At 61.5% G+C, this 19,715-nt stretch carries 21 protein-coding genes; 2 read left to right on the top strand and 19 right to left on the bottom strand.

From position 1 onward, the window contains the following. Position 1: 1 nt before the first annotated feature. From ccmE to ccmA, 5 genes are all read right to left on the bottom strand, one after another. The gene (ccmE, locus tag ACS4NR_RS02400; protein ID WP_095139391.1) at positions 2 to 457 is read right to left on the bottom strand and encodes a cytochrome c maturation protein CcmE; all 456 of its coding nucleotides are present in this window, start codon (positions 455 to 457) and stop codon (positions 2 to 4) included. Further along, positions 454 to 630, bottom strand: coding sequence for a heme exporter protein CcmD (ccmD, locus tag ACS4NR_RS02395; RefSeq protein ID WP_003222944.1), 177 nt, complete (start codon positions 628 to 630; stop codon positions 454 to 456). Before ccmD ends, ccmE begins: the two co-directional genes overlap by 4 nt. Then, a complete protein-coding gene (locus ACS4NR_RS02390; RefSeq protein WP_047599963.1) occupies positions 627 to 1,382 on the bottom strand; it encodes a heme ABC transporter permease in 756 nt (251 codons plus the stop codon). Before ACS4NR_RS02390 ends, ccmD begins: the two co-directional genes overlap by 4 nt. A 78-nt stretch (positions 1,383 to 1,460) precedes the next feature. Further along, entirely contained in the window at positions 1,461 to 2,129 is a 669-nt protein-coding gene (gene ccmB / locus ACS4NR_RS02385) for a heme exporter protein CcmB (RefSeq protein WP_456019008.1), read from the bottom strand. Next, on the bottom strand, positions 2,126 to 2,761 hold the full coding sequence (ccmA, locus tag ACS4NR_RS02380) for a cytochrome c biogenesis heme-transporting ATPase CcmA (protein WP_456019007.1): 636 nt from the start codon (positions 2,759 to 2,761) through the stop codon (positions 2,126 to 2,128). Before ccmA ends, ccmB begins: the two co-directional genes overlap by 4 nt. A gap of 197 nt (positions 2,762 to 2,958) precedes the next feature. Here ccmA and fliK point away from each other — a divergent pair, with 197 nt between their 5' ends. Together fliK and ACS4NR_RS02370 are read left to right on the top strand one after the other, a co-directional pair. Beyond that, the gene (gene fliK, locus ACS4NR_RS02375; protein WP_456019006.1) at positions 2,959 to 4,539 is read left to right on the top strand and encodes a flagellar hook-length control protein FliK; all 1,581 of its coding nucleotides are present in this window, start codon (positions 2,959 to 2,961) and stop codon (positions 4,537 to 4,539) included. Continuing rightward, a complete protein-coding gene (locus ACS4NR_RS02370; protein ID WP_003222939.1) occupies positions 4,536 to 4,865 on the top strand; it encodes an EscU/YscU/HrcU family type III secretion system export apparatus switch protein in 330 nt (109 codons plus the stop codon). Before fliK ends, ACS4NR_RS02370 begins: the two co-directional genes overlap by 4 nt. Positions 4,866 to 4,989: 124 nt before the next feature. Here ACS4NR_RS02370 and ACS4NR_RS02365 read toward each other — a convergent pair whose 3' ends face one another. The 14 genes from ACS4NR_RS02365 to flhA form a co-directional block, all read right to left on the bottom strand. Then, positions 4,990 to 5,382, bottom strand: a complete 393-nt coding sequence (locus ACS4NR_RS02365) for a DUF2802 domain-containing protein (protein WP_253149018.1) — start codon at positions 5,380 to 5,382, stop codon at positions 4,990 to 4,992. Continuing rightward, on the bottom strand, positions 5,383 to 5,868 hold the full coding sequence (locus tag ACS4NR_RS02360; RefSeq protein ID WP_456019005.1) for a chemotaxis protein CheW: 486 nt from the start codon (positions 5,866 to 5,868) through the stop codon (positions 5,383 to 5,385). A 90-nt stretch (positions 5,869 to 5,958) separates the two neighbouring features. Continuing rightward, positions 5,959 to 6,912, bottom strand: a complete 954-nt coding sequence (locus ACS4NR_RS02355) for a CheW domain-containing protein (protein ID WP_456019004.1) — start codon at positions 6,910 to 6,912, stop codon at positions 5,959 to 5,961. A gap of 133 nt (positions 6,913 to 7,045) precedes the next feature. Then, positions 7,046 to 7,834, bottom strand: a complete 789-nt coding sequence (locus ACS4NR_RS02350; protein WP_003222933.1) for a ParA family protein — start codon at positions 7,832 to 7,834, stop codon at positions 7,046 to 7,048. Between the two features lie 43 nt (positions 7,835 to 7,877). Further along, a complete protein-coding gene (motD, locus tag ACS4NR_RS02345; protein WP_115987125.1) occupies positions 7,878 to 8,768 on the bottom strand; it encodes a flagellar motor protein MotD in 891 nt (296 codons plus the stop codon). Between the two features lie 12 nt (positions 8,769 to 8,780). Further along, positions 8,781 to 9,521: a flagellar motor protein gene (locus ACS4NR_RS02340; protein WP_003222929.1), complete on the bottom strand. Its 741-nt coding sequence runs from the start codon at positions 9,519 to 9,521 to the stop codon at positions 8,781 to 8,783. Beyond that, positions 9,521 to 10,657 (bottom strand): protein-glutamate methylesterase/protein-glutamine glutaminase, encoded by a 1,137-nt coding sequence (locus ACS4NR_RS02335; RefSeq protein WP_095139385.1) that lies wholly within the window; start codon positions 10,655 to 10,657, stop codon positions 9,521 to 9,523. Before ACS4NR_RS02335 ends, ACS4NR_RS02340 begins: the two co-directional genes overlap by 1 nt. Before the next feature lie 49 nt (positions 10,658 to 10,706). Further along, the gene (locus ACS4NR_RS02330; RefSeq protein ID WP_115987122.1) at positions 10,707 to 12,986 is read right to left on the bottom strand and encodes a chemotaxis protein CheA; all 2,280 of its coding nucleotides are present in this window, start codon (positions 12,984 to 12,986) and stop codon (positions 10,707 to 10,709) included. Between the two features lie 54 nt (positions 12,987 to 13,040). After that, positions 13,041 to 13,829, bottom strand: coding sequence for a protein phosphatase CheZ (locus tag ACS4NR_RS02325; protein WP_027613919.1), 789 nt, complete (start codon positions 13,827 to 13,829; stop codon positions 13,041 to 13,043). Positions 13,830 to 13,846: 17 nt separating this feature from the next. Next, positions 13,847 to 14,218, bottom strand: coding sequence for a chemotaxis response regulator CheY (locus ACS4NR_RS02320; RefSeq protein ID WP_024012118.1), 372 nt, complete (start codon positions 14,216 to 14,218; stop codon positions 13,847 to 13,849). A 167-nt stretch (positions 14,219 to 14,385) separates the two neighbouring features. After that, positions 14,386 to 15,126, bottom strand: a complete 741-nt coding sequence (fliA, locus tag ACS4NR_RS02315) for an RNA polymerase sigma factor FliA (RefSeq protein ID WP_007920004.1) — start codon at positions 15,124 to 15,126, stop codon at positions 14,386 to 14,388. After that, a complete protein-coding gene (fleN, locus tag ACS4NR_RS02310) occupies positions 15,123 to 15,953 on the bottom strand; it encodes a flagellar synthesis regulator FleN (RefSeq protein WP_003222917.1) in 831 nt (276 codons plus the stop codon). The genes fliA and fleN overlap by 4 nt, the downstream gene beginning before the upstream one ends. 113 nt (positions 15,954 to 16,066) lie before the next feature. Next, positions 16,067 to 17,407, bottom strand: a complete 1,341-nt coding sequence (gene flhF / locus ACS4NR_RS02305) for a flagellar biosynthesis protein FlhF (protein WP_456019003.1) — start codon at positions 17,405 to 17,407, stop codon at positions 16,067 to 16,069. A gap of 11 nt (positions 17,408 to 17,418) precedes the next feature. Further along, a complete protein-coding gene (gene flhA, locus ACS4NR_RS02300) occupies positions 17,419 to 19,548 on the bottom strand; it encodes a flagellar biosynthesis protein FlhA (protein WP_047599970.1) in 2,130 nt (709 codons plus the stop codon). Positions 19,549 to 19,715: the final 167 nt, after the last annotated feature.

Below are 19,715 nucleotides of genomic sequence, written 5' to 3'. Positions count from 1 at the left end.
ATCAACCCTCCTTCGCTGGGGTCGGTGCCGATTGACCACTGTCTTTCAGCGCTTTGGTCACTTCCGGCGGCATGTACTTCTCGTCGTGCTTGGCCAGCACTTCATCGGCCACCACCACACCGTCGGCGTTGAGCTTGCCGAGGGCAACGATGCCCTGCCCTTCGCGAAACAGATCCGGGAGGATCCCGCGATAGGTGATGGTCACGGACTTGTTGAAATCGGTGACGACGAATTTGACGTCCAGCGAGTCCGGCGAACGTTGCAGCGAGCCCTTCTCGACCATGCCGCCGGCGCGGATGCGCGTGTCGTGCGGCGCTTCGCCGTTGGCGATCTGGGTCGGCGTGTAGAACAGGTTGATGTTTTCCTGCAGGGCGCTGAGGGCCAGGCCGACGGCAGCACCGACCCCGACCAGGATCGCCAGAATGAGGGTCAGACGTTTTTTGCGCAGCGGATTCACTTGCCGTTCTCCCGGCGCAGACGACGCGCCTCTTGTTGCAGATAGCGCTTGCGGGCCGCGATCGGTGCGACCACGTTGAGGATCAGCACCGCCAGACAAATGCCGTAGGCCGACCAGACATACAGGCCATGATGGCCCATGGCGAGGAAGTCGCCGAATGAAGCGAAACTCATCGAGCGGCCTCCAGACTGTTCTGCACTTCTTCTTTGACCCAACTGGCGCGCGCTTCGCGCTTGAGCACTTCAAGGCGCATGCGCAGCAACAGCACGGCGCCGAAGAAGCAGTAGAAACCCAGCACCGTCAGCAACAGCGGCAGCCACATTTCTGCCGGCATCGCCGGTTTTTCGGTGAGGGTGAAGGTCGCGCCCTGGTGCAGAGTGTTCCACCACTCCACCGAGTATTTGATGATCGGGATGTTGATCACCCCGACGATCGCCAGCACCGCGCAGGCCTTGGCGGCGCTGTCGCGATTGCTGATGGCGTTGCCCAGCGCGATCACCCCGAAATACAGGAACAGCAGAATCAGCATCGACGTCAGCCGCGCATCCCAGACCCACCATGAGCCCCAGGTCGGCTTGCCCCAGATGGCCCCGGTGACCAGCGCCACGGCAGTCATCCACGCGCCGATCGGTGCCGCGCATTGCAGGGCGACATCGGCCAGTTTCATTTTCCACACCAGCCCGACCACGCCGCACACCGCCAGCATCACGTAGATCGACTGCGCGAGCATCGCCGCAGGCACGTGGATGTAGATGATGCGGAAGCTGTTGCCCTGCTGATAATCCGGCGGCGCGAAGGCCAGGCCCCAGACAACGCCAATGCTGATCAGCAGCAACGCGGCAATGCTCAGCCACGGCAGAAACCTGCTGCTGATGCCGTAGAACCACTTGGGCGAGCCGAGCTTGTGAAACCAGGTCCAGTTCATACTGTTTCCATCACGGGTGCCGCTCATCGGTGTGAGCAGTCTCAGGGTCTTTGCTGGTTAAATTTTAACCAGACCTCATTATTCGCCGACGCTGATCTTCAGGCCAGCCGCTATTGCAAAAGGTGTCAGGGTGATCGCCAGGGCGGTCAGGCTACCCAGCCACAGCAGATACCCGGTCGCCGGCATCCCTTGCAGGACGGCCTGCAAAGCGCCACTGCCAAGGATCAACACCGGGATGTACAACGGCAGAATCAGCAACGCCAGCAACAGGCCGCCGCGTTTCAAACCAACTGTCAGCGCCGCGCCCACCGCACCGAGCAGGCTCAGCACCGGTGTACCCAGCAGTAACGACAACAGCAACACCGGCAGGCAGGCGACCGGCAAACCGAGCATCAACGCCAGCAACGGCGAGAGCAGAACCAGTGCCAAGCCTGAGAACAACCAGTGTGCCAGCACCTTGGCCAGCACCAGTAGGGGCAGCGGGTGCGGCGAAAGGACCCACTGTTCCAGGGAGCCATCTTCAAAATCACTGCGAAACAGTCCGTCCAGCGAAAGCAGGACCGACAACAGCGCGGCCACCCAGACTAACCCCGGGGACAGGTTTTGCAAGACTTGAGTTTCCGGGCCGACGGCCAGCGGGAACAAGGCGATGACGATGGCGAAGAAAATCAGCGGATTGGCCAGTTCCGCCGGGCGACGAAACAGCAGGCGGGACTCACGGGCAACCAACAGGCCGAACACACTCATACTGCCCAGTTCCCCAGATCGATCTCGCGATAACCGGCCGGCATCCGGCTCAGCGTGTGGTGCGTGGTCAGAACCACCAGACCGCCGCGTTCGCAGTGCCCGGCCAAATGCTCTTCAAGCTGCGCTACGCCCTGTTTGTCGAGCGCGGTGAACGGCTCGTCGAGAATCCACAGCGGCGGGCTGTCCAGATACAGCCGCGCCAGCGCCACGCGGCGTTGCTGACCGGCGGACAGGGTGTGGCAGGGAACATCTTCGAATCCGCGCAATCCTACGGCAGCCAATGCCTGCCAGATCGCCTCGCGTTCGGCCGGCCGATGCAGGGCGCAGAGCCAAGACAGGTTCTCTTCCGGGGTCAGCAGGTCCTTGATCCCGGCGGCGTGGCCGATCCACAGCAGGTTGCGCGCCAGTTCGCTCGGTTGTGCAGTCAAGGGCTGGCCGTTGAGCAGCACCTGACCGCTGGTCGGCTGCATCAACCCGGACAACAGACGCAGCAGGCTGGTCTTGCCGCTGCCGTTGGGGCCGCTGATCTGCACCATATCGCCACTGGCCAGTCTTAATTCGAGATTTTCGAAGAGCAGCCGCAGGTCTCGCTCACAAGCAAGGGCAACGGTTTGCAGGACAGGACTGGTCAAGGGATCACGGGCCTTATACGGTTCAAGTCGGCTCTGGCGCGGCCGTTAAAGAGATGCAGGATAAATGCAATGACGGTGCGAAGCAGAGAGCTGGATCAAACAATTGCTATGTTTTTTGAACGAAGCGCAAGACGCGCGGCATTATACATGCCGTGCCTTACTCCCAAGCGTGCAATTTCCTCAGGTTGTGTCCGCGTATGACAGGCGAAATGAACATCCTCCCGCTCCCGCCCACCACCCCGGCGAACGCTCGTCCGCTGATGATGAGCGGTGAGTTGCTCAAGCTGCTGACGCCGGTCGAAGGCTTGATCGGTGCCGGGCAAAGCGCCCAGGCCGAGGTGTTGTCACTCAAGCAGGCGGATCAGACCTTTCAACTGCTGCTCAAGGTCACCGTCGACGGCGGCCGGCAGACCACCGTGCAAGCCAGCAGCAACCTGCCGCTGCCAACTGGCACCAGCCTGGCCGTCACTCAGCCGTCGGCGGGTAATCTGGCGATCACCGTGCAGCAGGCAATTGCCAGCAGCGTCGCCGCCCTCACCCGCATCGATACGTCGCAATTGCCGGTCGGCACCCTGCTGCAAGGCAAGGTGCTGACCTCGCAGACACTGCCGCAAGTGCCGGGACAGCCGACGGTGTACCGCTCGCTGGTGAGCCTGCTCAACACCGCGCAGCGCGGTGCCACGCTGGATATCGACAGTCCGACGCCGCTGCGCATCGGCACCCTGCTCTCGGCACTGGTCGAAGACTCGCAAACCCTCAAGTTCGTGCCGCTGAGCAGCCGCCAGAAGCAATTGGCGGTGAGCCAGCAACTGCTCGGCCAGCAGAGCCGCCAAGGTTCGCTGGACGGTTTGCTCAACGCTCTGCAAAACCTGCCGAGCGACGACGATCAGACCTCGCAGGATCTGCGCGCTGCCGTCGTGCGCCTGCTCGCCAACCTGCCCGATGTGCAGCAGATGAGCAGCGCCAAAGGCGTGGCCCTGGCCCTGGCCAACAGCGGCGCCTTCCTCGAAGCCAAACTGCTGACCGGACAGAATCCGGCGCTGGCCCCGGACATGAAAGCCGATCTGCTCAAGCTGATCGCTCAGCTGTCGCCGGGCGCACCGGGCAATGCCAGTTTCAACGCGATCATCGCCGCCAACACCCTGGCGCAAGCGCTGCCGAGTTTCGTGCGCAACGCCCTCGGCACCCTCGGCCAGGTCAGCGCCAAACCCGTGCCGAGCAGTTTTCCGCTGCCCGACCGCTTGCTGCAAAGCCAGGACGGTGAAGCTGACCTGGAACATCTGCTGCGCCTCGCTGCAGCCGCCGTGTCGCGCCTGCAAAGCCATCAGCTGTCGAGCCTGGAACAGACCGGGGTCACTGACGACGGCCGTCTGCTCAGCACCTGGCAGCTGGAAATCCCCATGCGCAACCTGCAGGACATCGTGCCGTTGCAGGTCAAGTTTCAGCGCGAGGAAGCGCCGGAAAGAGAACCGCAACCCAACGAACGCCGTGACGAACGCGAACCCAGACAGCAGCTGTGGCGCGTCGATCTGGCGTTCGACATGGAGCCGTTGGGGCCGATGCAGATTCAGGCGCAGTTGATTGCCGGCAGCCTGTCGAGCCAGCTCTGGGCCGAGCGCCCATACACCGCCGACCTGATCGGCAACAATCTGTTCGCCCTGCGCCAGCGCCTGCTCGATCGCGGGCTGAACGTCGGCGATCTCGACTGCCATCTCGGCACCCCGCCGCAAGGCAATCAAACCCGCCTCGAACACCGCTGGGTCGACGAAACCGCATGAACGATTCCACTGCTCCACGCCAGGCCATCGCCCTCAAATACGACGGCAACCACGCCCCGACCCTCACCGCCAAGGGCGACGAAGAACTGGCTGAAGAAATCCTGCGCATCGCCCGCGACTGCGAAGTGCCGATCTATGAAAACGCCGAGCTGGTGCGGCTGTTGGCGCGGATGGAACTGGGCGACAGCATTCCCGAGGAGCTGTACCGCACGATCGCCGAGATCATCGCGTTCGCGTGGAATCTGAAGGGGAAATTCCCCGAGGGGCAGGATCCGGATGCGCCGATGGTCGAGAAGGACGTTACCGAACGCGGGGATGATTACTGAGGTTTCGAAGGCCCCTTCGCGAGCAAGCCCGCTCCCACATTCGACCGCGATCCTATTGAAGGAATGCGATCAAATGTGGGAGCGGGCTTGCTCGCGAATGGCGATTTCAGCTTTAGCGCAAAAATCAGCTTTTATGCAGCTTGCGCATCAACTCCGCCTCAGCCTGGGTCAAGCCGCAGGACTGGGTCAGCTCATCGACGCTCGCGCCCATGCCTACCAGTTTCGCCGCCTGGGCGAACGACAGGCTCGACGGGTCGCGTTGTTCCAGCGCGACAATCTTGTCCGGCAACGGACCGACTACCGAGCGCAGCTCGTGCAGGGCTTCGCCCATGCGCACGTTGCCGTTCTGATAGTCGTCGACACGCTTGGCCAGGTCCTTGATGCGCTGATCACGCAGCGCATCGCCCTGAGCCTGTTGCGCAGCGATTACCCGCTGCGCCTTGATGTACGCCAGAAACATTGCCAGCGTGCCTGCCCAGAAAAGGAACAGGACAATGACCGCAACCTCGAGAATCAATCAGATGCTCTCCAGTTCCGACCATTCTTCTTCGCTCATCATCTTGTCCAGCTCGACCAGGATCAGCAACTCGTTGTTCTTGTTGCACACGCCCTGGATGAACTTGGCCGACTCTTCGTTGCCGACGTTTGGCGCGGTCTCGATTTCCGACTGACGCAGGTAAACCACTTCGGCCACGCTGTCGACCATGATCCCGACCACTTGCTTGTCGGCTTCGATGATGACGATACGGGTGTTGTCGCTGATCTCGCCGCTGATCAGGCCGAAGCGCTGACGGGTGTCGATCACGGTGACCACGTTACCGCGCAGGTTGATGATGCCCAGCACGTAGCTTGGCGCACCCGGTACCGGAGCGATTTCGGTGTAACGCAGGACTTCCTGAACGCGCATCACGTTGATGCCGTAGGTTTCGTTGTCCAGCTTGAAGGTCACCCATTGCAGGATCGGATCTTCAGAACCTTTTGCATTCGTCGCCTGACTACTCATACCCTGACCCCTCGAAAAAACCGCACTGGGCGGTGTGTGTTCTGTGTGGAGGCATTGAAAAATGCCTTCGCCTGACTGTTATGTCGGCTGCTATGTCGATTTATGTAGCGGCTTGTGGCCGCCCAAGTGCTTTGCCCCGCCGCTGGCGATCAACTCGGCCAGCGCGGCTACATCAAGTAATGCACACATGTGCTCGATCACCGTGCCGGCGAGCCATGGCCGCTGACCCCGGTGACTTCTCCATTTGATTTCATTCGGGTCCAGACGCAACGAACGGCTGACCTGATGCACCGCCAGGCCCCATTCGTAACCTTGTACCGAAATCACGTACTGCAGGCCCTGACGGAAGTCATCGCGATAGCGATCCGGCATGACCCAACGCGCGGTGTCCAAGACTTTCAGATTGCCGGCCTGGCTCGGCAGAATCCCGAGGAACCATTCCGGCTGCCCGAACAGCGGCGTCAACTCGTGGCCGGCCAGCGAATAGATCGAACCGAGGCACACCAGCGGTACCGCCAGCGTCAGCCCGGCAACATCGAACAACAGGCATTCGAAGGCTTCCGAGGCCCAGGCCGGACGGCCATCGGTTTCCACCGGGGGCGGCGTGTTGCTCGGTGGCAGGTGCACTTCCACCACTGGCGGCACCAGCGTCTGTTCGACGGGTGCCGGTGCCATCGGCGCCGGTTCGGCCACGACCGGTTCCGGCGCGGTTTTCAGCAATTGGGTTTGCAGCAACGGTGCGAGTGTCGAAACCGGCGCGCGTGGTGGCTCGGCTTCTTCGATCAGTGCCACTGGTGCTTTTGCAACGGTTGCCACGGCAGGCGCGGCAACCGGCTTTACAACCTTCTGCGCATCACGCGCCTGTTCTTCAAGCACGGCGGCCTGGAACTCATCCAGCGCGTCGGTACTTTCGACCACCTCGACCGGCGCCTCGACCTGCACTTCCACTGGCGGCAACTCGTCAGGGATTTCCTGCAGCAGGCTGTCCAGATAGGACTGCAACGCCAGTTGCGGCTTCGACGTCAACTTCACCGGCCGATTCATGCGCAGCCCCCTGTAGGAGCTGCCGCAGGTTCGGTGCCGCGTTCGGACGATCTTTTGATCTTTTCAGGAGCAACGCCAGGCAAGATCAAAAGATCGCAGCCTGCGGCAGCTCCTACATGAATTGAGATCATGCTCAGGCCACCTGCGGAACAAGTTGTTGCGCCAGCAGATGCTTGAGCAGCGCGCGGTAAGCCAGCACGCCACGACTCTTGCCGTCGAACTGCGAAGGCGTGACACCGGCCCGGCTGGCGTCGCGCAGACGGGTATCGACCGGGATGTAACCCTGCCAGATCTCTTCGGGGAATTTGTCACGCAGCACGCGCAAGGTGCCCAGCGACGCCTGGGTGCGGCGATCGAACAGGGTCGGCACGATGCTGAACGGCAGCGCCTGTTTGCGCGAGCGGTTGATCATCGCCAGGGTGTTGACCATGCGCTCCAGGCCTTTGACGGCCAAGTGCTCGGTCTGCACCGGGATCACCAGTTGCTGGCTCGCGGCCAGGGCGTTGACCATCAGCACGCCGAGCAACGGCGGGCTGTCGATGATTGCGTAGTCGAAGTCCTGCCACAGCTGCGCCAGACTCTTGGCGATCACCAGGCCCAGACCACTCTGCCCCGGCGACTGGCGCTCGAGGGTGGCCAGCGCGGTGCTGGACGGCAACAGGGAAATGCGTTCGTCGCTGGTCGACAGCAGCAACTGCCCGGGCAAGCCTTGCGGCACGCTGCCCTTGTGCAGAAACAGGTCGTAGTTGCTGTGTTCCAGGCTGTCGGGGTCGTAGCCGAAATAGCTGGTCATCGAGCCGTGCGGGTCGAGATCAACCACAACCACGCGCTTGCCCGCCTCCGCCAGCAATCCGGCTAAAGCGATGGAAGATGTGGTTTTACCGACACCACCCTTTTGATTGGCGACTGCCCAGACTCTCATTCGGTTCGTTCCTCCCGGTCGAGATGCTCGACCGAGACATAGCTCAGCGTATTAATGCGGGCGACGGAGAATTGACGGCACTCTCGCGTCCCGGCGTCTTGACCGGGGACGGTGCAGTTTGTGTGCCAGCGCGCTTCAATGCCGCGTCCGGTTGTGCATTGGCGGTCCCGGTGCCGGTCAGGCTGCGGCGCACATCGAGGTTGCGCGACACCACCAGCACCACGCGCCGGTTTTTCGCCCGGCCTTCGGCGGTGGCATTGTTGGCCACCGGCTGAAACTCACCGTAACCCACCGAGGCCAGACGGCCAGGGTTCACGCCCTGCATCGCCAGCATGCGCACGATGCTCGCCGAACGCGCCGAGGACAGCTCCCAGTTGGTCGGGTACTGCGCGGTGCGGATCGGCTGATCGTCGGTGAAGCCTTCGACGTGGATCGGGTTGTCGAACGGTTTGAGGATCGCCGCGACCTTGTCGATGATGTTGAAGGCGATGTCGCTCGGCATTGCGTCGCCACTGCCGAACAACAGGCTGGAATTCAGTTCGATCTCGACCCACAACTCGTTGCCGCGCACGGTCATCTGATTGGAGCTGATCAAATCGCCGAACGCGGCACTGATGTCATCGGCAATGCTTTTCAGCGGATCGCTGGCCCCGGCGATACCGGCGTCAACCTGCTCGCTGTCCTTGACCAGCGGCTTGGCCGGGGTCACGGTCTTCGGCCGTTCATCACCGATCGGGATCGGTTTGAGCGAGCGATCGGAGTCAGTGAAAACCCCGATCAGCGCTTCGGAAATGACTTTGTACTTGCCTTCGTTGATCGACGAGATGGAATACATCACCACGAAGAAAGCGAACAACAACGTGATGAAGTCAGCGTACGACACGAGCCAGCGCTCGTGATTGACGTGTTCTTCCTGATGTCTGCGACGAGCCATGAGGTTATTCCCTTAATCCATGAAGCCTTGCAGCTTCAACTCGATGGAGCGTGGGTTTTCACCTTCGGCGATCGACAAAATACCTTCCAGCAACATTTCGCGATAACGCGACTGCCGCAACGCGATTGACTTGAGCTTGGCCGCCACCGGCAGCAACACCAGGTTGGCACTGGCCACGCCGTAGATGGTCGCGACGAATGCCACGGCAATGCCGCTGCCCAATTGCGTCGGATCAGCGAGGTTGCCCATCACATGAATCAGGCCCATTACCGCACCGATGATGCCGATGGTCGGCGCGTAGCCGCCCATGCTTTCGAAAACTTTGGCCGCTTCGATGTCGCGCGCTTCCTGGGTGTAGAAGTCCACTTCGAGGATGCTGCGAATCGCTTCCGGCTCGGCGCCATCGACCAGCAGTTGCAGGCCCTTGCGCGAGTAGTTGTCCGGCTCGGCATCGGCGACGCCTTCCAGGCCGAGCAGGCCTTCCTTGCGCGCGGTGAGGCTCCAGTTGACCACGCGGTCGATGCCGCCGGCCAGGTCCACACGTGGCGGAAACAGGATCCAGGCGAGAATCTGCATGGCGCGCTTGAAGGCGCTCATCGGCGATTGCAGCAGCGCTGCACCGATGGTCCCACCGAGGACGATCAGCGCCGCCGGGCCGTTGGCCAGCGCGCCGAGGTGACCGCCTTCAAGGTAGTTGCCGCCGATGATGGCGACGAACGCCATGATGATCCCGATAAGGCTTAAAACATCCATCAGATACACGCCTCGACGATGTGCTTGCCGATGTCGTCCAGGCCGTAGACCGCGTCAGCCAGATCGGCTTTGACGATGGCCATCGGCATGCCGTAGATCACGCAGCTTGCTTCGTCCTGCGCCCACACCGAGCTACCGCCCTGCTTGAGCAGACGTGCGCCTTCGCGGCCGTCGGCGCCCATGCCGGTGAGCACCACCGCCAGAACTTTGTCACCGTAGGACTTGGCCGCAGAACCGAAGGTGATGTCCACGCACGGCTTGTAGTTCAAACGCTCGTCGCCCGGCAGGATCTTCACCGCGCCACGGCCGTCGATCATCATCTGCTTGCCACCCGGGGCCAGCAGCGCCAGACCCGGACGCAGGATGTCGCCATCCTCGGCTTCCTTGACGCTGATGCGGCACAGCTTGTCCAGGCGCTCGGCAAACGCCTTGGTGAACGCCGCCGGCATGTGCTGGATCAGCACGATCGGCGCCGGGAAGTTCGCCGGCAATTGGGTCAGCACCCGTTGCAGGGCAACCGGGCCGCCGGTCGAGGTACCGATGGCAACCAGTTTGTAGGCTTTGCGTTTCGGTGCCGGCGACGACGCGCTGGCAGCTGGCGCACGAGCAGGTGCCGGAGCAGGCGCCGGACGCGTTGGAGCAGCAGCGCTGTGGCTGCTGAAGCTCGATGCCGCCGGGGCTGGCGCAGGCGTCGGTGCAGCGGCCGGAGCCGGCGCACTGTAGGCACTGAAACGACGATTACTGCGCGAGATGCTGTGAACCTTCTCGCACAGCAGTTGCTTGACCTTCTCCGGATTGCGCGAGATGTCTTCGAAATTCTTCGGCAGGAAATCCACCGCACCGGCGTCCAGCGCATCCAGGGTGACCCGGGCGCCTTCATGCGTCAGCGAGGAGAACATCAACACCGGGGTCGGGCAGCGCTGCATGATGTGCCGCACCGCCGTGATGCCATCCATCATCGGCATCTCGTAGTCCATGGTGATCACGTCCGGCTTGAGCGCCAGGGCCTGATCGATCGCCTCTTTACCGTTGGTGGCCGTACCGACCACCTGGATGCTCGGATCCGCTGAAAGAATTTCCGAGACGCGGCGGCGGAAAAAACCCGAATCGTCCACCACCAGGACTTTGACTGCCATAAACACTCCATTAGGTGCAGCGGGACGTCGTCGCCCCGCCGCCCCGGATTCAAATACGCTTCGTCGCGTAACGCTTGAGCATGCTTGGAACATCAAGGATCAGCGCGATGCGGCCGTCACCGGTGATGGTGGCGCCGGACATGCCCGGAGTGCCCTGCAGCATTTTGCCCAATGGCTTGATGACCACTTCTTCCTGGCCGACCAGTTGATCGACGACGAAGCCGATCCGCTGGGTGCCCACCGAAAGGATCACCACATGGCCTTCGCGCTGCTCTTCGTGAGCGGCGGAGCTGACCAGCCAGCGCTTGAGGTAGAACAATGGCAGCGCCTTGTCCCGCACGATCACCACTTCCTGACCATCCACCACGTTGGTGGTCGACAGGTCGAGGTGGAAGATTTCGTTGACGTTGACCAACGGGAACGCGAACGCCTGATTGCCGAGCATCACCATCAGGGTCGGCATGATCGCCAGCGTCAGCGGCACCTTGATGACGATCTTCGAGCCCTGGCCCTTGGTCGAGTAGATGTTGATCGAACCGTTGAGCTGGGAAATCTTGGTCTTCACCACGTCCATGCCGACACCGCGGCCGGACACGTCGGAGATCTCGGTCTTGGTCGAGAAACCCGGGGCGAAGATCAGGTTGTAGCACTCGGTATCGCTCAGGCGATCGGCCGCGTCCTTGTCCATCACACCGCGTTTTACCGCGATCGAACGCAGCACGTTCGGGTCCATGCCCTTGCCGTCGTCGGAGATCGACAACAGGATGTGATCGCCTTCCTGCTCGGCGGCCAGTACCACGCGACCGCCACGGGCCTTGCCCGAAGCTTCGCGTTCTTCCGGCGACTCGATGCCGTGGTCGACCGCGTTGCGCACCAAGTGGACCAACGGGTCGGCCAGGGCCTCGACAAGGTTTTTGTCGAGGTCGGTTTCTTCACCCACCAGTTCCAGGTTGATCTCTTTCTTGAGCTGACGCGCGAGGTCGCGAACCAGACGCGGGAAGCGCCCGAAGACCTTCTTGATCGGCTGCATCCGGGTCTTCATCACCGCGGTCTGCAAGTCAGCCGTGACCACGTCGAGGTTCGACACGGCCTTGGACATGGCTTCGTCGCCGCTGTTGAGACCCAGGCGCACCAGGCGGTTACGCACCAGCACCAGCTCGCCGACCATGTTCATGATTTCGTCGAGACGCGCGGTATCGACCCGCACAGTGGTCTCGGCTTCGCTCGCCGGTTTTTCCGGCGGCGGAGCAGCTGCGGCACGGGCCGGCGCCGGTGCAGCAGCGGCAGCAGGTTTTGGCGCTTCGGCTTTCGGCTCAGGCTTGGGTGCAGCCTTCGGCGCAGCAGCCGGAGCGGCAGCAGCCTTGGCGGCAGGCGCGGCCACGGTCGACGCGGTGCCCGCAGCAGCGGCGCCAACATCGGTGAACTTGCCTTTGCCATGCAACTCGTCGAGCAGCGATTCGAATTCGTGATCGCTGATCAGATCGCTGCCGGCAGCGGCGGCCGCCGGTGCGGCAGGCGCAACCGGTGCCGAGGCGATCGCCGACTCCAGCGCTTCAACGGCGAAGTTGCCCTTGCCGTGCAACTGATCGAGCAGTGCTTCGAATTCGTCGTCGGTGATGTCCGAGCTGTCGCCCGCCGCCGGTGCCGCCGGAGCGGCCGCTGCCGGTGCCACGGCGTCCGCCGCGAACTGGCCTTTGCCGTGCAACTGATCGAGCAACGACTCGAATTCGGCGTCGGTAATTTCATCGCTGGCAGCGGCATCGGCAGCCGGCGCAGGTGCAGCAGCCGGGGCTTCGGCTTCGGCCTTGACGGCGTTCAGCGAATCCAGCAACTGTTCAAATTCGTTATCGGTGATGTCGCCCGAATCGCTCGAATCGCCTTCGACGACCAGTTCTTCGATCATCTCGGCCACTGGCGAAGCCGGAGCTTCGTCGGCCGTTTGCGGCTCGGCCAGACGCGCCAGCGCGGCCAGCAGTTCCGGGGTGGCCGCCGTGATCGGTGCACGTTCACGGACTTCGCTGAACATGCTGTTCACCGCGTCCAGTGCTTCAAGCACCACGTCCATCAGTTCTGCATCAACGCGACGCTCACCCTTGCGCAGGATGTCGAACACGTTTTCGGCGATGTGACAGCACTCCACCAGCTCGTTGAGCTGAAGGAAGCCGGCGCCCCCTTTTACAGTGTGGAAACCGCGAAAAATTGCGTTGAGCAGATCTGCGTCATCCGGGCGGCTTTCCAGCTCGACCAGTTGCTCGGACAGTTGCTCAAGAATCTCGCCGGCCTCAACCAGGAAATCCTGAAGGATCTCTTCATCGGCGCCGAAGCTCATTAATGGGGTGCTCCTACAGGTCTAAAAACCCAAAAAACCTAAAATTCCAAAACTCTAGAATCCGAGGCTGGATAACAAATCGTCCACATCGTCCTGACCGGACACAACGTCTTCTCGTTTATCGGCATGAATCTGCGGACCTTCACCCTGCGAGAGATGTTTTTGTGGATCTTTTTCTGCAAGCATCGCGGCACGGTCGTGTTCGATGCCCGCAAAGCGGTCAACCTGACTGGCCATGAGGACGAGTTTGAGCAAATTGCTTTCGACTTCGGTGACCAGTTGGGTCACACGCTTGATCACCTGACCTGTGAGGTCCTGGTAATCCTGAGCCAGCAGGATGTCGTTGAGGTTGCTCGACACCGCACGGTTGTCCGTGCTGCTGCGTGACAGAAAACCGTCGACCCGGCGCGCCAGTTCGCGGAACTCTTCAGCTCCGACCTCACGACGCATGAAGCGGCCCCAATCGGTGCTCAGCGCCTGGGCTTCTTCAGCCAGGCCATTGACCACCGGGGTGGCGCTCTCCACCAGATCCATGGTGCGGTTGGCCGCGGCTTCGGTCAGCTTGACCACATAGCCCAGGCGTTCGGTGGCGTCGGTGATTTGCGACACTTCCTCGGCCTGCGGCATGTGCGGATCGATCTGGAAATTGACGATCGCACTGTGCAGTTCGCGTGTGAGCTTGCCCACTTCCTGATACAGGCCGCGGTCACGGGTCTGATTGAGCTCATGGATCAGTTGCACAGCGTCGCCGAACCTGCCTTTTTCAAGGCTCTCGACCAGTTCGACCGCGTGTTTTTTCAGGGTCGACTCGAAATCGCCCTGTGAAGATTCGTTATGCTCCATAGCTCCCCCGCGCGTCATCAGCCGATGCGTTCGAAAATCTTCTCGATTTTGTCTTTCAACGCCTGAGCCGTGAAAGGTTTGACCACGTAGCCGTTCACACCGGCCTGAGCGGCCTCGATGATTTGCTCACGCTTGGCTTCAGCGGTCACCATCAGCACGGGCAGATGCTTGAGTTTTTCATCGGCACGTACGTGGCGCAGCAAGTCGATACCGGTCATGCCCGGCATGTTCCAGTCCGTTACCAGAAAGTCGATGCTTCCGCTGTTGAGTACCGGAATGGCGGTAGTGCCATCGTCGGCCTCGACGGTATTGGTGAACCCAAGATCGCGCAGCAGGTTCTTGATGATCCGCCGCATCGTTGAGAAGTCATCAACGATGAGGATTTTCATGTCTTTGTTCAATTCGACCTCCAAGCAGTCTTAAACGCGCCCAGCACCTGGACGCGCCACTTCAATCAATCCGGCAAAGCACTCGATGACTGTCTGGAGCACAACAGAGCAAGACCGGTGCCGTTCATCACCGCACCAGCCTCGTTCGCAGTGTCCCCACACTGCCTTCAGCGCGCTCGCCACTCCCCCAAACGCCCCCGCAAACGGGCCGCGCACTGGCTGTGTAACTGGCTGACCCGCGATTCACTGACGCCAAGGACTTCACCGATTTCCTTGAGGTTCAGCTCTTCGTCGTAGTACAGCGCCAACACCAGTCGCTCACGCTCCGGCAAATTGGCAATCGCATCCGCCAGCGCAGCCTGAAAGCGTTCATCTTCCAGATCGCGTGACGGCTCAAGATGAGCACTGGCGCCATCCTCGTGCAGCCCTTCGTGTTCGCCGTCCTGCAACAGGTCGTCGAAACTGAACAGCCGGCTGCCCAGCGTGTCATTCAAAATCCCGTAGTAATCGTCGAGACTCAATTGGAGTTCGGCCGCAACCTCGTGATCTTTAGCATCACGTCCGGTTTTAGCTTCAATTGAGCGAATTGCGTCGCTGACCATACGGGTGTTGCGGTGAACCGAGCGTGGCGCCCAATCCCCTTTGCGCACTTCATCGAGCATCGCGCCGCGGATCCGGATGCCCGCGTACGTTTCGAAACTGGCGCCTTTGCTGGCGTCGTATTTGGTAGAGACTTCGAGCAGGCCGATCATCCCGGCCTGAATCAGGTCTTCAACCTGCACACTCGCCGGCAAGCGCGCCAGCAAGTGATAGGCAATGCGCTTGACCAGTGGCGCGTAACGCTCGATCAACTCGTACTGCGCGTCACGTGCCGACTTCTTGTAGTAGTTCATACCGCTCGCGGTCATAACACAGGCCCTGCTGTTTGCTGCACGAGGCGCTCGACGAAAAACTCAAGGTGTCCGCGCGGGTTGGCAGGCAGCGGCCAGGTATCGACCTTCTGCGCGATCGCCTTGAACGCCAGCGCGCACTTGGAACGCGGAAAGGCTTCATAGACCGCTCGCTGCTTCTGCACTGCCTTGCGCACGCTTTCGTCGTACGGCACGGCGCCGACGTATTGTAAGGCGACGTCGAGGAAGCGATCCGTGACCTTGGTCAACTTGGCGAACAGGTTGCGCCCTTCCTGCGGGCTCTGCGCCATGTTGGCGAGGACGCGGAAGCGGTTCATGCCGTAGTCGCGGTTGAGCAGTTTGATCAGCGCGTAGGCGTCGGTGATCGAGGTCGGCTCGTCGCAGACCACCAGCAACACTTCCTGGGCGGCGCGGACAAAACTGACTACCGAGTCACCAATACCCGCAGCGGTGTCGATCACCAGCACATCGAGGTTGTCGCCGATGTCGCTGAAGGCCTGAATCAGACCGGCATGTTGCGCCGGGCTCAGGTGCACCATGCTTTGGGTGCCGGAAGCGGCCGGCACGATGCGGATCCCGCCGGGCCCCTGCAACAGCACGTCGCGCAGTTCGCAGCGGCCTTCGATCACGTCGGCCAGAGTGCGTTTGGGGGTCAGTCCCAGCAGAACGTCGACGTTCGCCAGCCCCAGGTCGGCGTCCAGCAGCATGACCCGACGGCCAAGCTCTGCCAGCGCCAGAGACAAGTTCACTGACACGTTAGTCTTGCCGACGCCACCTTTGCCGCCGGTCACCGCGATCACCTGTACGGGATGCATGCTGCCCATGTTATTTCTTTACCTTGTCTTGCATAGACGGAGGCCACATTACTGGCTGCGCGTTCTCAACCGGAACAATGCATGGCAGACCATCGATGTAGGTACAAAAACGGTTCATTACCTCAGCCAACCTGCTTGGTCGGGCTGTGGTAGATATCAGCGAACATGTCAGCCATGGCTTCTTCGCTGGGTTCTTCCTGCATTTGCACGCTGACGGCGCGGCTGACCAGTTGATGACGGCGCGGCAGATGCAGATCATCCGGAATCCGTGGGCCATCGGTCAGGTACGCGACCGGCAATTCATGACTGATCGCCAGGCTCAATACTTCGCCAAGACTGGCCGTCTCATCCAGTTTAGTCAGGATGCAGCCGGCAAGCCCGCAACGCTTGTAACTGTGGTACGCGGCGGTTAGAACCTGTTTCTGGCTGGTGGTTGCCAGCACCAGATAATTTTTTGAACGGATGCCACGCCCGGCCAGGCTTTCCAGCTGCATGCGCAAGGCCGGATCGCTGGCCTGCAAGCCGGCGGTGTCGATCAGCACCACGCGCTTGCGCAGCAGCGGGTCGAGCGCCTGAACCAGCGACTGGCCCGGATCGACGTGGGTCACCGGCACATTGAGAATGCGACCCAGGGTCTTCAGTTGTTCCTGGGCACCGATACGGAAACTGTCCATGCTCACCAGCGCGACATTCTGCGCGCCGTATTTCAGCACGTAGCGCGCGGCCAGCTTGGCCAGGGTGGTGGTCTTGCCCATGCCGGCCGGACCGACCATGGCAATCACCCCGCCCTCTTCCAGCGGCTCGACTTCCGGTACGGCAATCATCCGCGCCAGGTGCGCGAGCAGCATGCGCCAGGCCTGACGTGGTTCTTCGATATCATTAATCATCGCCAGCAGATCGCGCGACAACGGTCCGGACAGACCGATGCGTTGCAGACGGCGATACAGATTGGCTTGCGCCGGACGGCTGCCTTGCAGCTGATTCCAGGCCAGGGTGCCGAGCTGCACTTCCATCAGCTCACGCAGACTGTTCAATTCGAAACGCATCGAATCCAGCGCACGCGGATCGACGCCAGCGGCCGCCGGTGCAGGTGCCGGAGCCGTACGCGCCGGGGCGGCGTAAGTCGGTTCGCTCAACGGTTCGGCAGCGGTCAGCGGCAGGCCGGCCGTCAACGGCAGCCCGGCGAACAACTGGCGATTGGTGTTGCCGTCGGCTTCGCCACGCAGGCTCAGCTCGGCCTGGGCGGTCACGATGCGCGACTGGGTCTTGCGCAGCTCGTCCTCGAGTTCCATGTTCGGAACCCGTGGCGCCAGCGCCGACAATTTGTAATCCAGCGCCGCCGTCAGCTCGACGCCGCCGGCAATGCGGCGGTTGCCAATGATGGCGGCATCAGCGCCCAGCTCATCACGAACCAGCTTCATGGCCTGACGCATATCGGCGGCGAAAAAACGCTTAACTTGCATAAACCACTACCTCAGCCGTTGGGCCCTACTGTCGCAACGATGGTCACTTGCTTGTTGTCCGGAATTTCCTGGTAGGCCAGCACGTGCAGCCCCGGGACTGCGAGGCGACCGAAACGCGAGAGCATCGCGCGGATCGGGCCTGCTACCAACAGGATCACCGGCTGACCTTGCATTTCCTGGCGCTGCGCCGCTTCGATAAGCGAACGCTGCAGCTTCTCGGCCATGCTTGGCTCCAGCAGAACGCCCTCTTCCGAGCCTTGTCCTGCCTTCTGCAGACTATTGAGCAATATTTGTTCCAACCTTGGTTCCAGGGTGATCACAGGCAGCTCGGAGTCAGTGCCTACAATGCTTTGGACGATGGCGCGGGATACGCCGACGCGTACTGCGGCCACCAAGGCGGCGGTATCTTGACTCTTGGCGGCGTTGTTGGCGATAGCCTCGGCAATGCTGCGGATATCGCGTACCGGCACGTGTTCGGCCAGCAGCGCCTGCAACACTTTGAGCAGCTGCGACAGCGACACCACCCCCGGCACCAGCTCTTCAGCCAGTTTTGGCGAGCTTTTGGCCAGCAATTGCATGAGTTGCTGCACTTCCTCGTGGCCGATCAGCTCACTGGAGTGCTTGTACAGAATCTGGTTCAAGTGGGTCGCGACCACGGTACTGGCGTCGACCACGGTGTAACCGAGCGACTGCGCCTGCGCGCGCTGGCTGACTTCGATCCACACCGCCTCCAGGCCGAAAGCCGGATCTTTGGCGGTAATGCCGTTGAGCGTGCCGTAGACCTGCCCCGGGTTGATCGCCAGCTCGCGATCCGGGTAGATCTCGGCTTCGGCCAGAATCACACCCATCAGGGTCAGGCGATAGGCGCTCGGCGCCAGATCGAGGTTGTCGCGGATGTGCACGGTCGGCATCAGGAAGCCCAGGTCCTGCGAGAGCTTCTTGCGCACGCCCTTGATCCGCGCCAGCAACTGCCCGCCCTGATTGCGATCCACCAGCGGGATCAGGCGGTAACCGACTTCCAGGCCGATCATGTCGATCGGCGTCACGTCATCCCAGCCCAGCTCCTTGGTTTCCATGGCGCGGGCCGGCGACGGCAGCAGTTCCTGCTGACGCTGAACCTCTTGCAGCGCCTGCACCTTGGCGACGTTCTGTTTTTTCCAGAACAGGTACGCACCACCGGCAGCCAGCGCAGCCATGCTCAGGAACGAGAAGTGCGGCATGCCCGGGACCAGACCCATGACTGCCATCAAACCAGCGGCCACCGCCAGGGCTTTGGGCGAGGCGAACATCTGCCGATTGATCTGCTTGCCCATGTCTTCCGAACCGGAAGCACGGGTCACCATGATCGCTGCCGCTGTCGATAACAACAGTGATGGCAATTGCGCCACCAAACCGTCACCGATGGTCAGCAAGGCGTACACCTTGCCCGCGTCGGCGAAGGTCATGTTGTGCTGGAAGATACCGACAGCCATACCGCCGATGAGGTTGATGAACAGAATCAGCAGGCCGGCGATGGCGTCACCACGGACGAACTTGCTGGCACCGTCCATCGAACCGTAGAACTCAGCCTCTTGGGCGACTTCCTGACGGCGCGCCTTAGCCTGGTTCTGGTCGATCAGACCGGCGTTGAGGTCGGCGTCGATCGCCATTTGTTTGCCGGGCATCGCATCGAGGGTGAAGCGCGCGCTCACCTCGGAAATCCGCCCGGCACCCTTGGTCACCACGACGAAGTTGATGATCATCAGAATCGCGAACACCACGATACCGACCACGTAGTTACCGCCGATCACCACCTCACCGAAGGCCTGGATCACCTTACCGGCAGCGGCGTGGCCGTCCTGACCGTGGAGCATCACCACCCGCGTCGAGGCCACGTTCAACGCGAGCCGCAGCAGCGTCGCCACCAGCAGAATGGTCGGGAACACCGCGAAATCCAGTGGCCGCAGCGCATACACGCAGACCAGCAGGACGACGATCGACAGGGCAATGTTGAAGGTGAAGAACACATCGAGCAGGAACGGCGGAATCGGCAACATCATCATTGCCAACATGACCAGCAGCAACAACGGCACGCCCAGATTGCCTCGACTGAGGTCGGCAACATTCGAGCGAGCAGTGTTGAATAACTGAGAGCGATCCACCGGTTTTCCCCGTTCCTTTAAAGCAAACTTTTGACGCCCAAAGCAGGCGCACGGCGGCTACTGCAAGAAGCCTTCCAACTTTTGCCGGGGATTGAAATTGAGGTTGGTTTCGGGGAATTGTCTTGCCTGAAGCCGGGCGCCATGGAGCCGACCGCAAAACAGACGCA

This window comes from Pseudomonas sp. JQ36, assembly GCF_053851495.1.
Note: the sequence above shows the minus strand (reverse complement) of the source record. Positions and strands in the feature narration are given on the sequence as shown.

Bases quoted from the DNA above. Each gene is read 5' to 3' on its own strand.
- ccmD (WP_003222944.1), bottom strand. From the start codon at position 630: ATGAGTTTCGCTTCATTCGGCGACTTCCTCGCCATGGGCCATCATGGC.
- ACS4NR_RS02390 (WP_047599963.1), bottom strand. From the start codon at position 1,382: ATGAACTGGACCTGGTTTCACAAGCTCGGCTCGCCCAAGTGGTTCTAC.
- ccmB (WP_456019008.1), bottom strand. From the start codon at position 2,129: ATGAGTGTGTTCGGCCTGTTGGTTGCCCGTGAGTCCCGCCTGCTGTTT.
- fliK (WP_456019006.1), top strand. From the start codon at position 2,959: ATGACAGGCGAAATGAACATCCTCCCGCTCCCGCCCACCACCCCGGCG.
- ACS4NR_RS02370 (WP_003222939.1), top strand. From the start codon at position 4,536: ATGAACGATTCCACTGCTCCACGCCAGGCCATCGCCCTCAAATACGAC.
- ACS4NR_RS02360 (WP_456019005.1), bottom strand. From the start codon at position 5,868: ATGAGTAGTCAGGCGACGAATGCAAAAGGTTCTGAAGATCCGATCCTG.
- ACS4NR_RS02355 (WP_456019004.1), bottom strand. From the start codon at position 6,912: ATGAATCGGCCGGTGAAGTTGACGTCGAAGCCGCAACTGGCGTTGCAG.
- ACS4NR_RS02350 (WP_003222933.1), bottom strand. From the start codon at position 7,834: ATGAGAGTCTGGGCAGTCGCCAATCAAAAGGGTGGTGTCGGTAAAACC.
- motD (WP_115987125.1), bottom strand. From the start codon at position 8,768: ATGGCTCGTCGCAGACATCAGGAAGAACACGTCAATCACGAGCGCTGG.
- ACS4NR_RS02340 (WP_003222929.1), bottom strand. From the start codon at position 9,521: ATGGATGTTTTAAGCCTTATCGGGATCATCATGGCGTTCGTCGCCATC.
- ACS4NR_RS02335 (WP_095139385.1), bottom strand. From the start codon at position 10,657: ATGGCAGTCAAAGTCCTGGTGGTGGACGATTCGGGTTTTTTCCGCCGC.
- ACS4NR_RS02330 (WP_115987122.1), bottom strand. From the start codon at position 12,986: ATGAGCTTCGGCGCCGATGAAGAGATCCTTCAGGATTTCCTGGTTGAG.
- ACS4NR_RS02325 (WP_027613919.1), bottom strand. From the start codon at position 13,829: ATGGAGCATAACGAATCTTCACAGGGCGATTTCGAGTCGACCCTGAAA.
- ACS4NR_RS02320 (WP_024012118.1), bottom strand. From the start codon at position 14,218: ATGAAAATCCTCATCGTTGATGACTTCTCAACGATGCGGCGGATCATC.
- fliA (WP_007920004.1), bottom strand. From the start codon at position 15,126: ATGACCGCGAGCGGTATGAACTACTACAAGAAGTCGGCACGTGACGCG.
- fleN (WP_003222917.1), bottom strand. From the start codon at position 15,953: ATGGGCAGCATGCATCCCGTACAGGTGATCGCGGTGACCGGCGGCAAA.
- flhF (WP_456019003.1), bottom strand. From the start codon at position 17,407: ATGCAAGTTAAGCGTTTTTTCGCCGCCGATATGCGTCAGGCCATGAAG.